The organism is Halobacillus amylolyticus, from assembly GCF_022921115.1.
Lineage (GTDB): Bacteria > Bacillota > Bacilli > Bacillales > Halobacillaceae > Halobacillus_A > Halobacillus_A amylolyticus.
Genome location: NZ_CP095075.1, coordinates 650,650 through 665,116, shown reverse-complemented (window position 1 = coordinate 665,116; position 14,467 = coordinate 650,650). Strand labels below are relative to the sequence as shown.

The 14,467-nt window shown below is 41.2% G+C and carries 13 protein-coding genes; 9 read left to right on the top strand and 4 right to left on the bottom strand.

Annotated elements, in window-relative coordinates:
• Positions 1-60 precede the first annotated feature (60 nt).
• From acnA to MUO15_RS03505, 6 genes are all read left to right on the top strand, one after another.
• Positions 61-2,766 (top strand): aconitate hydratase AcnA, encoded by a 2,706-nt coding sequence (gene acnA, locus MUO15_RS03530; RefSeq protein WP_245033471.1) that lies wholly within the window; start codon positions 61-63, stop codon positions 2,764-2,766.
• A 631-nt stretch (positions 2,767-3,397) separates the two neighbouring features.
• Positions 3,398-4,000 (top strand): TlpA disulfide reductase family protein, encoded by a 603-nt coding sequence (locus MUO15_RS03525; protein WP_245033469.1) that lies wholly within the window; start codon positions 3,398-3,400, stop codon positions 3,998-4,000.
• Between the two features lie 53 nt (positions 4,001-4,053).
• Complete coding sequence (locus MUO15_RS03520; protein ID WP_245033467.1) at positions 4,054-4,197, top strand: FbpB family small basic protein; 144 nt, start codon at positions 4,054-4,056, stop codon at positions 4,195-4,197.
• 190 nt (positions 4,198-4,387) lie between these two features.
• Positions 4,388-6,652 carry an AAA family ATPase gene (locus MUO15_RS03515; RefSeq protein ID WP_245033465.1) on the top strand — a complete coding sequence of 755 codons (2,265 nt, stop codon included), beginning with the start codon at positions 4,388-4,390 and terminating at the stop codon, positions 6,650-6,652.
• Positions 6,653-6,654: 2 nt separating this feature from the next.
• Positions 6,655-7,080: an acyl-CoA thioesterase gene (locus MUO15_RS03510; protein ID WP_245033463.1), complete on the top strand. Its 426-nt coding sequence runs from the start codon at positions 6,655-6,657 to the stop codon at positions 7,078-7,080.
• Entirely contained in the window at positions 7,080-7,388 is a 309-nt protein-coding gene (locus MUO15_RS03505) for a hypothetical protein (protein ID WP_245033461.1), read from the top strand. The genes MUO15_RS03510 and MUO15_RS03505 overlap by 1 nt, the downstream gene beginning before the upstream one ends.
• 28 nt (positions 7,389-7,416) lie before the next feature.
• Here MUO15_RS03505 and MUO15_RS03500 read toward each other — a convergent pair whose 3' ends face one another.
• The 4 genes from MUO15_RS03500 to plsY form a co-directional block, all read right to left on the bottom strand.
• Positions 7,417-7,704 carry a HesB/YadR/YfhF family protein gene (locus MUO15_RS03500; protein WP_245033459.1) on the bottom strand — a complete coding sequence of 96 codons (288 nt, stop codon included), beginning with the start codon at positions 7,702-7,704 and terminating at the stop codon, positions 7,417-7,419.
• 90 nt (positions 7,705-7,794) lie between these two features.
• Entirely contained in the window at positions 7,795-8,040 is a 246-nt protein-coding gene (gene yidD / locus MUO15_RS03495) for a membrane protein insertion efficiency factor YidD (RefSeq protein WP_245033457.1), read from the bottom strand.
• Positions 8,041-8,049: 9 nt separating this feature from the next.
• Positions 8,050-8,988 (bottom strand): GTP cyclohydrolase FolE2, encoded by a 939-nt coding sequence (gene folE2, locus MUO15_RS03490; protein WP_245033455.1) that lies wholly within the window; start codon positions 8,986-8,988, stop codon positions 8,050-8,052.
• 141 nt (positions 8,989-9,129) lie between these two features.
• Positions 9,130-9,711, bottom strand: a complete 582-nt coding sequence (gene plsY / locus MUO15_RS03485) for a glycerol-3-phosphate 1-O-acyltransferase PlsY (protein ID WP_245033453.1) — start codon at positions 9,709-9,711, stop codon at positions 9,130-9,132.
• A gap of 355 nt (positions 9,712-10,066) precedes the next feature.
• Between plsY and MUO15_RS03480 the strand changes: the two genes are divergently transcribed.
• The 3 genes from MUO15_RS03480 to MUO15_RS03470 all read left to right on the top strand — a co-directional run bounded on the left by MUO15_RS03480 (position 10,067) and on the right by MUO15_RS03470 (position 14,457).
• Positions 10,067-11,746 (top strand): glycosyl hydrolase family 18 protein, encoded by a 1,680-nt coding sequence (locus MUO15_RS03480; protein ID WP_245033451.1) that lies wholly within the window; start codon positions 10,067-10,069, stop codon positions 11,744-11,746.
• Positions 11,747-11,866: 120 nt separating this feature from the next.
• A complete protein-coding gene (locus tag MUO15_RS03475; protein WP_245033449.1) occupies positions 11,867-12,934 on the top strand; it encodes an ABC transporter ATP-binding protein in 1,068 nt (355 codons plus the stop codon).
• The gene (locus tag MUO15_RS03470; protein ID WP_245033447.1) at positions 12,931-14,457 is read left to right on the top strand and encodes an ABC transporter permease/substrate-binding protein; all 1,527 of its coding nucleotides are present in this window, start codon (positions 12,931-12,933) and stop codon (positions 14,455-14,457) included. Before MUO15_RS03475 ends, MUO15_RS03470 begins: the two co-directional genes overlap by 4 nt.
• Positions 14,458-14,467: the final 10 nt, after the last annotated feature.

Here is a 14,467-nt window from a genome sequence, read left to right as displayed (position 1 = left end):
GGAATGGGGAAGCTGGTACACAGCCTCGCCGTTTAATTTTGATGAGGGGGTAAAAGGAATATGGCTAGCAATGCATTTAATGCTCGCAAACAATTTGACTTAAATGGCAAAACGTACAACTATTACGATCTAAAAGCCTTAGAAAATGCGGGACATGGCAAGATTTCCCGTCTGCCTTTCTCCATTCGTATTCTGCTTGAATCTCTGCTTCGTCAGCATGATGGACGTGTGATTCATGATGGTCACGTGGAGAGTCTAGCAAACTGGGGAACTAGTAAATCAAAAGGGGAAGATGTTCCATTTAAACCTTCCCGTGTAATCTTACAAGACTTCACTGGTGTTCCAGCTGTTGTTGACCTTGCTTCACTTCGTAAAGCAATGGTTGATATGGGAGGAAGCCCGGATGAGATTAATCCAGAGGTTCCGGTAGATTTAGTTATTGACCACTCTGTACAGGTTGATAAATACGGTACAGCTGACTCGTTAAATGCAAATATGGAGCTAGAATTCGAACGGAACCAGGAACGCTATGAATTTCTACACTGGGCTCAAAAGGCGTTTAATAACTATCGTGCTGTTCCACCAGCAACTGGTATCGTTCACCAAGTAAACTTAGAATACATTGCAAACGTCGTTCATGCGAAAGAGAACGATGAAGGTACTGTTGATACTTACCCTGACACACTTGTCGGGACAGACTCCCATACGACAATGATCAATGGTCTTGGCGTGCTTGGATGGGGTGTTGGCGGCATTGAAGCGGAAGCGGGCATGCTAGGACAGCCGTCCTACTTCCCTGCACCTGAAGTTATCGGTGTTAAACTTAACGGAAGTTTCCCGCAAGGAACAACAGCTACTGACTTAGCGTTAAAAGTTACACAAAAGCTAAGAGAACAAAACGTTGTTGGTAAATTTGTTGAATTCTTCGGGCCTGGTTTACAGGAAATGCCGCTTGCCGATCGCGCAACGATCTCAAACATGGCACCAGAATATGGCGCGACGTGTGGTTTCTTCCCGGTCGACGGCGAATCTCTAGAGTACATGCGTTTAACAGGACGCAGTGAAGAGCAAATTGATCTTGTCGAAAAATATTGCAAAGAGAACAATCTTTGGTATGACCCGTCTCTAGAAGATCCTGAATTCACATCATTGGTTGAAATTGAATTAAGTGACCTTGAGCCAAACTTATCTGGCCCTAAGCGTCCACAGGACTTAATTCCACTTTCTCAAATGAAAGAATCTTTTACTAAAGCGATTACTGGTCCAGCCGGAAACCACGGTTTTGGCTTAGACAAGTCTGAGTTTGATAAAGAGGCAGAAGTTGAATTTGCCAATGGCAAGAAAGCAGTTATGAAAACAGGTGCTTTAGCCATTGCCGCCATCACTTCTTGTACAAACACTTCTAACCCGCACGTTATGCTGGGAGCAGGGTTAGTTGCTAAAAAGGCAATTGAAAAAGGCCTTGATGTGCCTGAATATGTGAAGACGTCACTTGCCCCAGGTTCTAAAGTTGTTACACGTTACCTTGAAGATGCCGGGTTAATGCCATACTTGAACCAGTTAGGCTTTAACTTAGTAGGATACGGCTGTACAACTTGTATCGGGAACTCCGGTCCACTGCTTCCTGAGATTGAAAAGGCGATTGCTGATAATGATTTAACAGCCTCTTCTGTTCTCTCAGGTAACCGTAACTTTGAAGGCCGTATTCACCCGCTTGTTAAAGCAAACTACTTGGCTTCACCGCCACTTGTTGTCGCGTACGCGCTGGCTGGAACGGTTGATATAGATCTCAAGAAGGAAGCGCTTGGTACTGATAAGGATGGCGAGCCTGTTTACTTCGACGATATTTGGCCAACACAAGAGGAAATCAAAGCTGAAATCTCTCGTGCGGTCACACCTGAAATTTTCCGTAAAGAGTATGAGAATGTCTTCAACTCGAACGAAAAATGGAATGAGATCGACACAACAGATGAGCCTCTATATGATTGGAACGATGATTCTACGTATATCCAGAACCCGCCGTTCTTTGAAGGGTTATCTCGTGATCCAGAAACCGTTAAACCTCTTAATGGCATGCGCGTTGTTGGTAAATTTGGTGATTCCGTAACAACTGACCACATTTCTCCAGCTGGTGCTATTCCTAAAGATATGCCGGCAGGGGAATACCTTCAGGAGAATAACGTGTCACCTCGTAACTTCAACTCCTACGGTTCACGCCGAGGAAACCATGAAGTGATGATGCGTGGAACGTTTGGTAACATCCGTATCCGTAATGGGTTAGCTCCAGATACAGAAGGTGGCTACACTACGTACTGGCCGACTGAGGAAGTTATGCCTATTTACACGGCAGCAATGAAATACAAAGAGGATCAAACGCCTCTAGTTGTTATTGCTGGTAATGATTACGGCATGGGAAGCTCTCGTGACTGGGCAGCTAAAGGAACAGATCTTCTAGGAATTAAAACGGTTATTGCTCAAAGCTTTGAGCGTATTCACCGTTCAAACCTTGTGATGATGGGTGTTCTTCCATTGCAGTTCAAAGAAGGAGATACGATTGAATCTCTAGGATTAACAGGTCGTGAAACGATTGATGTTCAAGTTGATGAATCTGTTAAGCCTCATGATCTTGTAAAAGTAACGGCAACAGACGAAGAGGGGAATAAGAAGGAATTCGACGTCGTTGCTCGTTTTGATAGTGAGGTAGAAGTAGATTACTATCGTCATGGTGGAATTCTCCAAATGGTGTTACGTAACAAATTAAGCTAAATAATATATTAAAAGGCCGCTCTTCAATGAGCGGCCTTTTAATATGAACACAAGGACTTTCCTCATGACATTTTTTCAAACAATGGGTCTGACTGCTTTACAAGACATTGCAAACATCTATATTGTTATGTATAAAGGATAAATAGTTTACCAGGTGAATCAATTTAATAATTGCTCTTTTTTGAAATGCCAAAGACTGGCAGAATAGAAGGCTCTTTTCCGAAAAGGTTCAAAATGGATTCTTATCCAGCAGATTTTAGTTTCAGTTTTATAAAGAGGTCTGATCACTTTTCTATCCGTGTTGCTCCACATCGCCCCGGAAAGCGAGTGATTTCCCGGACCTTCCTTTTCATCCAAGGCAACGGAAACCTCTCTTGAGATTGAGCCTTCCAGATTACTGCCCTTAACCTAATAAAAATGATTTCAAAAACTTGACTAAACTTGGGGAGGTGCTTTCTTTTTTACGTTTTGAATCCCTTGGGGCACGTGGCACCTAAATCATGAAATTGATTCAGTTAAAAATAATTTTAAGGATTGTAAAGGCATGTCTGCTCGCTTGGTGTGATATGTATAATAGGGGTACTCCTTTTATTGCCTTTTTGAACTTTATACTTAAAAAGGATGGGTTAGAATGATTAAACAAATCGGAGCGGGGCTCTTTTTAATGGTTTTAATAGGTGTTGTAGTGTTTAATGTTTTTAGTGAGGACCAGGGAGAATCTTCAGAAGGTGAAGTTGTCGAGTATAACGTCACGGGAGATTCTTCACAGGAAGGGACAAGTATCACACCACCCAACGCTCCAGATGGCCTCGAAGTAGGAGAAAAAGCTCCTGATTTCACTTTAGAGACCCTTGCAGGGGAGACTTTAAGTTTATCCGACTTACGTGGACAGAAGGTGATATTAAACTTTTGGGCAACATGGTGTCCCCCATGTCGTGAAGAAATGCCGAGAATGGAAAAGTTTCAGCAAGAATACGGTGACGAAATTCAAATTGTCGCTGTTAATGCCACAGGTTCCGAAAGCAGTATAAAAAAAGTGAGAAATTATATAGAAGAGGGTGGATATACTTTTCCAGTCGTATTAGACAAGGAACTTAACGTGAACAACGATTATCAAGCGATCGCCCTTCCGACTACATATTTCATCGGGACGGATGGTGTCATTCAACAGCCACGTAAGGTCGGGCCGATGACTTATGACTTTATGGTGAAAATGAAGAATGCGTTAAATTAGGAATATTTTGTTTTAAACATGGGAATCCTTTTATAACAAAAGGAGCGATTCTTATGAGAAGAAGACAAAAAATAACCTATAGCGAGCGTGTTCAAGAGAATATTCGCTTAATAAAAGCTGACCAAAAGCTGCTCGACCAAATTGATGAACGAATTGAACAACGTCATCACAATCGTATGAAGCAGATCCCTTCGTAAAATAAGGGATCTGCTTTTTTACTTTTAGCGTACAATAAAAATATTTGACTGTGGGCATGATTACATGATGTTGATTATAACCAGTTACAGCGCTTGTTCTTTGAAGGGGTGATTGGTATGGGCATGTTAATCTACATAAGAAATAGACTATGATAAAATTGAAAAAGTGATGATGGAAGGAAGTGAAGCCGTGGATAAATCAATTCTTAAAACGTGGAACAGCCTTGATCAAGAGCCACAAGTTACAGAAATTGAAGCATTACGTTTGATGAATGATGAGCAAATTATGGATAAAGAAATAAAAGCACTCCTTTATATTGTCCTTGCCTATCATCGGATGAAGCGACATAGAGACAAGGATCCACTTGCTGATCAATTTATTGATGAAGCACGGGTGATCGATCCTGACAATCCTTTAGTTCGTGATTTATATGAGTCGATTCAGCTCCTTAAAGCTTATACACTTTTAAAGGAAACACCATATGAACAATGGATCCTTCATGAAACCGATCATGATTCCGCAAAAGGAAAAAAAGCACAGGTCATGTATGATGAAGTGGAGGTTGTGCAGGAACAGTGGAATGAAGAGCTTGCCACTAAAAATATTGTTGATGCGACAAGCCGTCGTCTTAAATTGTATCAAGAAGTGTACGAGCACTTACTATCTTTAAAAGAAATACTAACGGAAGCCCTCGATTCAATTGAACATCGGCGGATAAATATTCCGGTTAAACAAGTTAATGAGAAAACGAGAAAACTCACTGAATATCAAGATGAATTGTATCAACGCCTTCCACAATTTTTAACATTGTCAGTAAATGAGAATCCACTTGAGTCCTTTGACCAAATGGTGGGCTTATCTGATGTGAAGAAATATATTAAGCATTATTATCAGTTTTTAAAATATCAACAATATCGGCGTCATATTGGGTTTTCTATGGTTGATGCCCCCGGCCTCCACATGATTATGACTGGAAATCCTGGTACAGGTAAAACAACAATCGCTAGATTACTGGCGAACATTTATTATGAACTCGGAATCCTGGATACAAAAGAGGTGGTCGAAGTCAATCGTTCCCATCTTGTTGGTTCATATGTGGGGCAAAGTGAAGAGAATACGATGAATTATGTTCAGCAAGCTGTTGGCGGGGTTCTGTTTATCGACGAAGCCTATAGTTTGAAGAGAGAAGGGCAGACAGGGAATGATTATGGACAAGCTGTTATCGATACCCTAGTATCTGCCATGACCAGTAAGGAATATGGCGGAAAATTCGCCGTTATTTTAGCCGGTTATCCAGAAGAAATGCGTCAATTTCTTTGGTCTAACCCTGGTCTTCGCAGCAGATTTCCCGAACAAAATCACATTGAACTGCCTGATTATCAGCTTCATGAGCTCTTACAAATTGCTGAGGATGCGGCGCTTGAGAATGACTTTTTCTTTACTGAACGTGCACTGATGTTATTTGAATCCCTTATTGAAAAAGAACGGGTTGATGATTCATTTGGGAACGCACGAACCGTTCGTAACCTCGTGTTGAAAACGATTTTTAAAAAGGGTGCCTCCGAACAGCTAGAGGATAAGCGGCATTGGTTAGATCACATGAGAATAAGTGAGCAGGATTTAAATTTTGACGAAACAAGCGATGACGAATCCTCTTCACCCATAGATCGACTTCATTCACTTATTGGATTAAACAGTGTGAAAGAAGAAGTTGAAAAACTCTCCTCCTTTGTACAGGCCCAGCAGAAGAGGAAGAAGCGCGGGTATCCTGTAGTACCGATTCAGCTTCATTCGGTATTTTCAGGAAACCCTGGTACGGGTAAGACCACTGTTGCCGACATTTATGCACAGATTCTAAAGGAATGCGGTCTTTTGAAACGTGGACATATGGTCGTGGCTTCAAGAAGTGATCTTGTTGCGGGCTATGTTGGGCAGACAGCAATGAAAACGAAACGTAAAGTACGTGAAGCTCTCGGCGGCGTGCTGTTTATCGATGAAGCCTATGCCTTATATAACGGGGGACGTGATGATTTTGGAAAAGAAGCGATCGAAACCCTCGTTGATGAGATGACACGGCATAATGAAAACCTAGTCGTCATCTTGGCTGGGTATAAGGAGGAAATCAAGCAACTGATCGCTAGCAACCCTGGATTATCATCTCGATTTAAAAAGTATTTAACCTTTCCTGATTATGACGAACACGAGCTCTTCGACATGCTCGCTTACCAAACAGGGCAGTACGGCTATAAGCTTGGTGATCATGTTGAACAGCTTTTACTGGACTTATTTCAATCGCACGAAGTAGAAGGAAATGGACGATTCATCAACAATTTAGTTAATGAAGCGATCCAATATCAAGCGATTCGCTTAATAGACAAGGAAGAAGAAGACTTGCACACAATCACACATGGTGACATCACAAATGCTTGGCGCATTGTTCGGAGGGAGTCTTAAGGATGAAAATAAACGAAACAACAATTAATGTTCGCTATCAGGAAACAGATATGATGGGGGTAGTCTATCACGCCAATTATTTAGTCTGGTTTGAAATAGGTCGGACAGCCTTTATTGAGGATTTGGGATTTAAGTATCATGAAATTGAGCAGCAAGGTGTTTATTCTCCAGTCGTAGATGTGACGATCAACTATAAAAAACCCGTTCGCTATGGAGATGATGTTCATGTTGTTACATGGGTCGATGACTATGATGGACTTAGAGTTACGTATGGCTATGAAGTGAGGTATAAGGAAGGGGGAGTGGCTGTGAAAGGTACAACGAAGCATGTCATCGTTAAACAAGACAGCTTTCGGCCGGTATCCATTCGCAGAAGTTTCCCTGATTGGCATGATGCCTATATAGAGGCAATGGAGTCTTACGAATAATGGCCTTTGGTGTAAAAAGACAAGAGCTGCAAAGGTGGAAAAGTCAAGTTCAAAATGGTCATATTGCTTTTCTGACACATTATTGGCTTGATGATAGATTTCCAGGTTGTGATACAGTAACAAAGGTAGGCTGTGCAAATGTAGATAAGCTGGCTGCGTGGGGGAAACGATACAATTTAAAGAAGGCATGGATTCATCATGACCCTAACTTCCCGCATTTTGATCTTTTCGGCGACAGGCAATATAATATCTTAAAAAAAGAACAACAATGGGAACAAATTAAGCGATTTTCCTTAGACACAAAATAAGACACCCTTTTATAAAGGTGTCTTATTTTCATTCATACTCAAATTCGGGTTCATCCCATTTTTCATTAAGCAGTACTTTTAATGAGAGGTTATCAAAATACCACTCATCGTCTTCTTCAACGAAATATTCGATTTGATTCACTTTCGTTGAGGCGATAGGTTCTTGTTTTACGTCTTCGCGAATAGCCAGGGAGAAACCCGGTTGTAACCCGCCAACTCCTCCATAGCGTACATAAAAGCGGATGGATGTCTCACCTTCTATATCTAATTCATTCTCATACCACTTAGCTGCTGCTTCTGTTACATGTAAGTTCATGGACTCATCTCCTAAATACAGATCGTGTAATTGTTGTCTATCCTTAACCATGGCACTGTAAACATCGATAAAAGAAAATGTCCCGTCCCTTTAGCGGTACGGAACATCTTTTTGGTCGTCGTGCTTTAGGGGAACAGGATCAAAACCACCCTTATGAAAGGGGTGACACTTCCCCAGACGTTTTATCGTTAAATAGGTTCCTTTTAAAAAGCCAAACCGTTTTAAGGATTCTATCCCATATTCAGAACAAGTTGGTTGGAAGCGGCAGCTCGGCGGGGTCATAGGGCTTATAAACTTGCGATAAAACGTAATCAGCCCAATCAAGACTTGCTTCATAAAATCACCTTACTCGGCAGAATCTTCCTGTTTTTTATCATAACTCAGAGTTGCTACAGCATCATGTAAATGAATCGACTCCTCATTACGACAGCTTACTTCAAATGCTTCAACAAAATCATATTCGTATAAATCAGCAGCAACTAAGCGTACGATGTCCTCGACGAAGCGTGGGTTTTCATAAGCTTGCTCTGTCACCATTTTCTCATCTGGACGTTTTAATACAGGATGAATACGGGCGCTTGCATTGCTTTCAGCAGCTTCAAGTAAGACTGCTTTCCAGTCAACTTGCTGTTCATCAAAGTCTTCTGTTAATTTCACGCTCATCGTAACATTTCCACGTTGATTATGGGCACTGTACTCGCTGATTTCCTTAGAACATGGGCATAGTGTCGTAATCTTCCCTGTTAGTTCAACCGTAATATCATAGCCCGTTGCTTGATCATAGAGCACTTTAATCGTAGCATCTGCATGGTTCATGCCGGTCAGGTCGGAATAAGGACCTTTTCTTTCAAAGAACCAAGGAAAGGATACTTCAACTTCAGAATCTTCCTGTTTTAATCGACCTGCAAGTTCTTTGGTAAACTTCTTCAGTGTCTCTATATCAATCGCAAAGCCCTCATTGTGGTATTTATCAAGCTGTTCAGTAAATCGGCTCATGTTTGTTCCTTTACTTCCTTGAGCAATAGAAGAGCCAAAAGAAAACGTTCCGATCGTCGTTTGAATCTGTGGGGCAAGCTGACTAGGTATTTGAATCGGGTGTTTTACATTTGAAATCCCGACCATATCGATATTGAATAAGAAATCTTCCCTAGAATTTTGCAGGTCTACCATCTTGTCTTTTTCTTCTGGTTTCGTGCGAGGACCTGGGTCTACTGATCCGAATAATTTATGGCGTTCCTTCTTAGAAGGGAGTTGCTTGTTTTTGTTTAATTCGGTTTTGTTCATAGCTATGACTCCTTTTTATCCTTCTTTATACGACAAAGTATACAATATGTGACATTAATTATACAATTTAATGCTTTAAGGTTAGTGCTGTTCCTCTTTCAAAGAGAAAAGTCTACGACATGTATCATGTCATAGACTGTATTACATCCATGTAATTTTAGGTTCGGTTTTGTTGATGATCCGTTTAATATTTGCGAGGTGACGGTAGATAACGAATATAGTTAAAAGCGTGATGAGAATAGATAGTCCGTAGTCTTGAAACAGAATAGAAACAACTACAGCGACAGTCCCCGTAATCATAGAGGATAACGATACATATTTGCTAATATAAAGGACAAGAAAGAAGGTAGCAAGAATAATAACAAAAATAATAGGGTTGATTCCTAAAATAACCCCGCCAGACGTTGCTACAGCTTTTCCACCTTTAAATCCGGCAAATACTGGATACATGTGCCCTAAAACAGCAAATATTCCGATGATAAGAGTGATGACATCCGCTCCCATAAAGAAAGGAAGGGCCGTCGCGATCGTTCCTTTTAATATATCAGCGCTGGTAACAAGCAACCCAGCTTTAACCCCTAATACACGAAAGGTGTTTGTTCCCCCAAGATTTCCGCTTCCGTGTTCACGAATATCGATACCATAGCCAACTTTACCAACAATTAGACCTGAGGGAATTGCTCCTAGTAAGTAAGCAATGAGGATATAAATGACGTAGTCCATATGTGTACAGCTCCTTAACTCCTTCTTTAAGGTAGTTCTTATAGAGGATGTTCAAAAAGTCACAAATGATAAGAGGCGAATCTCTTCGTTGGCTTACTTTTGAAGAGCGTGAGCACCTGCGTCTACGCGCCTATTCAAGAAGTAAATTCTTCGGTGCAAGGCAGCGAAGAAGAATATCCTCTGAAGTTCCGCCTCGACCTTCTAATTTGGCAACTTTTTGAACACTCACTTATAGTAAGTTTATCATTATATCTAGCAATAAAGAACAAAAAAATGAACAAGCATGAATACATGTTTTGATTTTAATATTCGACAATTTCCTTTATGATGAACCGAGAAAGGATAGTTGAATGAAATGAAATCATCACGTAAGAAAACATTGATCTGGGTCGTCACGTTAGGCATGCTTATTACCTGTCTTATTTTATGGCTATACCCTTTTCCTTCGTCAAAAAAGGTTGCTTTTTCCCCTTCAGCCTATCCGCTCTTTTACGAAGGAGATCGTTCCGAACAGTTCAACGGTATGATAAAAAAAGATCGTTTATATGTACCAGTTGATTACATCAAAAATGTGGTTGATCCCCATATCGTCTACGATGAGAAAAGCCAATCTTTAATTATAACTAAGGCACAAAATGTCTATCAAATCCCGCAGTCGGAAGTCTTTTACCGAAAGAACGATAGAAAGATAGATCACCCTTACCAGCCATTAATTCGGGAGGACGGTCAGCGATGGCTGGCAGCTGATTTTTTGCAAGACATCTATGCCCTCTCGGTAAAAACGTACACAAACGGGGCCGTTCATATTTTACCGCATGGATTTGAAAAGAAAACTGCGACCGTTAAAAGTGATCTAAAAGAATATATGTATGATATAAGAAGTGATCCTACCGTAACGACACCCTATTATACCAGTCTTCAGGCATTAGACAAGGTACAAGTTTTGCAAGAAGACAGTGGCTTTTATCTTATTGTCACGAATAAGGGGTACACAGGCTACATTTCACAAGATGCTCTTACAATAGAAGGAGAAGCAACTGTGAAAACACGTATAGCTCCTGAGGAAACGGTGAAGGTAACCGAGCTCACGCCACCGATTCATTTAGCATGGGATGGCATTTATACACAAGAGGCAAATCCTGAGGAGGTCCGGCAATATCCAAGTGTAGATGTGCTGGCGCCTACATGGTTTACCCTTTCGAACGAGAATGGAGATATCCAAAGTTTAGCTGCCGCTTCATACGTTCAATCTGCTCACGCAAATGGCGACAAAGTTTGGGCGCTTTTCTCTAATGGCTTTGATCCAGAGCTTACCTCAATGGTACTGCCTTCATACAAAAAGAGGTCACACATGATTGAACAACTTTTACAGTATGCAAAGCAATACAAGCTGGATGGACTGAATTTAGACTTTGAAAATGTATATGAAGAGGACGGAAAGTGGTTTACTCAATTCGTAAGGGAGCTTACTCCTCGGGCCCATAAGCAAGGGTTAGTGGTATCTGTCGATGTAACCTTTATCTCGAGCAGCGGCCAGTGGTCTGGATTTTATGAGCGAGCGGAACTTGCTGAAGCAGCTGATTTTATTGCGGTGATGGCTTACGACGAGCACTGGGCAACATCGTCTACGGCAGGCAGTGTCGCTAGTCTTCCATGGGTTGAAAACAACTTGCAAACCTTACTTGAGGAAGTTCCAAATGAGCAATTACTTCTTGGCATCCCTTTATACACACGGTTATGGGAGGAAAAGAATGGGGAAGTGAGTTCAACCTCGATGACAATGGATGAAGCAGAACAGTGGGTGGAGGCCAATGGGCTTACACCTGAACTTGATGAGTCGTCCGGCCAACATTTTGTTCATACAACAAAAGATGGGACGACCTACAAGATGTGGCTTGAGAATGAAACGTCATTGAAAAAGCGCATTGAATTAATGAGGAAGTACGATCTGGGAGGAATTGCTTCTTGGAGTGTATATTTTGCTAATGAAGACACATGGGCCTTTATAGATGAACAATTAAAATTAAGTGAATGAATCGGAAGCCTTTTTCCTATTAGGAATGAGGCTTTTTGTCGAAACGGCACAAAATGTTTCGAATCCTGAAAATGTGGGAACATATATTTGATATTTATTTACTAAGTTAGGGGGAAGGGCATGATTACGTTCAATGATGTAACAAAAACATATCCTGATGGAACCACTGCCATCAAATCCATTCAACTGGAGGTTCAGGAAGGGGAACTACTTGTTTTAATTGGTCCTAGTGGATGCGGCAAAACAACAACGATGAAAATGATTAATCGCTTAATAGAGCCTACAGAAGGAGCTGTTATGATACATAATCAAGATATAAGGGAGTATAACATCCATGAGCTCCGTTGGAATATTGGTTATGTATTACAGGAAATTGCACTATTTCCACATATGACAATAGAAGAGAACATTTCTATTGTCCCAGAAATGAAGAAGTGGAAAAAACAAAAGCTCACAAATCGGATTGACGAATTAATGAATATGGTCGGGCTCGCGCCTGAGACTTATAGAAAACGACAGCCGAGCGAACTATCTGGAGGGGAGCAGCAAAGAGTGGGGGTGCTTCGTGCCTTAGCGGCTGATCCAGACATTATCCTAATGGATGAGCCTTTTAGCGCACTAGACCCTATCAGCAGAGAACACCTGCAAAAGGATATTCGCAAGTTGCAGCAGGAAATTAAAAAAACAATTGTTTTTGTTACCCACGACATTGATGAGGCGATGGCTATTGGTGATCGCGTCTGCTTAATGAAAGAAGGAGAGATCATCCAGCTTGATAAACCACAAAATTTAATTTTACACCCCGCAAGTTCCTTTGTTGAGGATTTCATAGGTGAAAGAAAGTCTCCATGGCAAACAGCTATCGATGTCATTATTAATCAGACGAGGTCACAAGTCTATACGACAGAAGATCATGAAGCAGGGATCGTTCCGAATCAAGGGACGTATGCAATTAAAGACAGGGAAGATCAGCTTGCTTACGGTGTCCACAATGGAGATAAAGTAGATCTGCCGCTCCTGCAGCATGGAATGACTTTAAGAGAGGCAACCCAGGTTTTTGAAAATACAGACTATGTAGTTCTCCCAGTCGTAAATCATGGGGAATTGATTGGAACGTTATCGTATAGGGACATGGTGCTTTACCTCAAGAAACAAATGAAGGTGACTAACGGGGTGGTGCAGACATGAATACATTTATAGAAGTATATCAACAAAGACAAGATGTTTTTTATGAAAAAATATGGGAGCATTTGCAAATTTCTATTATTGCATTAGTCATCGCCACATTAATTTCTGTTCCACTTGGTCTTTTATTGACAAGAAACAAACGGGTTGCTGAGCCTATTATTGGGGTCACTGCTATTATGCAAACCATACCGAGCCTAGCCGTATTAGCCTTTCTTATTCCGTTTTTTGGAATTGGTAAAACACCAGCTATCATTGCATTAACAGCTTATGGGCTTCTGCCTATTATAAGGAATACGTACACAGGTATTAAAGAAGTCAGTCCCGCTTTAAAGGAAGCGGCTACAGGGATGGGCATGAGTTCATTTAAACGATTATCAAAGGTTGAACTTCCGTTAGCTATGCCAGTTATTATGGCTGGTATTCGTACATCAATGGTATTAATAGTTGGAACAACAACAATTGCAGCATTGATCGGGGCGGGAGGATTGGGTGATTTGATCCTGCTCGGACTTGACCGAGGCGGTGATATTAACTTAATTCTTTTAGGTGCCATACCAGCAGCATTATTAGCCATCATACTAGATTTTATTCTTCGTTTGTTTGAACGAACCTCTGCGAAATCCGGCTTCCGCTCCCTTGTCAGTTTACTCGTTATTGCAGCGCTTGTTGCAGTTGGTCCACTTGCCTTTGGGGGGAAAGCTAAGAATGATCTCGTTATCGGTGGGAAAATCGGTTCAGAACCAGCCATATTAATTAATATGTATAAAATGCTGATTGAGGAAGAAACAGATTTGAATGTAGGATTACAACCCAATTTAGGTAAAACTGACCTTGTGTTTAGTGCCCTGCAGGAAGGGAGTATTGACATTTATCCAGAGTTTACGGGAACGGCGCTTGTTTCCTTGTTAGGTCAACAGGCGGAGAGCAACGATCCCGAGGAAGTTTACCAGCAAGCGAAACAGGGCATGGCTGAGGAATATAACCTAGCCTTCCTGCAGCCGATGCAATTTAATAACACGTATGCGGTGGCTACAACTCAAGAGTTGGCTGAGCAGTATAATTTAGAGACCATCGGCGACTTAAAGCCTATAGAAAATCAAATTACTGCCGGTTTCACGTTGGAATTTAAGGATAGGCAGGATGGTTATCAAGGGATGAAAGAAGTCTATAATCTTAATTTTGGGGAAGTCATTACGATGGATCCTGGCTTAAGACAAGGGGCGATCTCAAGCGGTGAAGTCGATGTCATTGACGCTTATGCGACTGCCGGGTATATGATTGACCTTAATCTAAAAGTACTAGAAGATCCAAAAAATTTGTTCCCGCCATACCAAGGTGCACCATTGATGAGACAGGAAACTCTTAATAAATATCCTCAACTTGCAGATGTGCTAAATCAATTAGGCGGAAAAATCACAGGGGATCAAATGCGTCAAATGAACTATGAGGTAAGTTTTGAAGATCGTGACCCAGCTAAAGTAGCACGTGAATACCTTGTTAGTGAAGGATTACTTGAGGAATAAGGAGGATGAA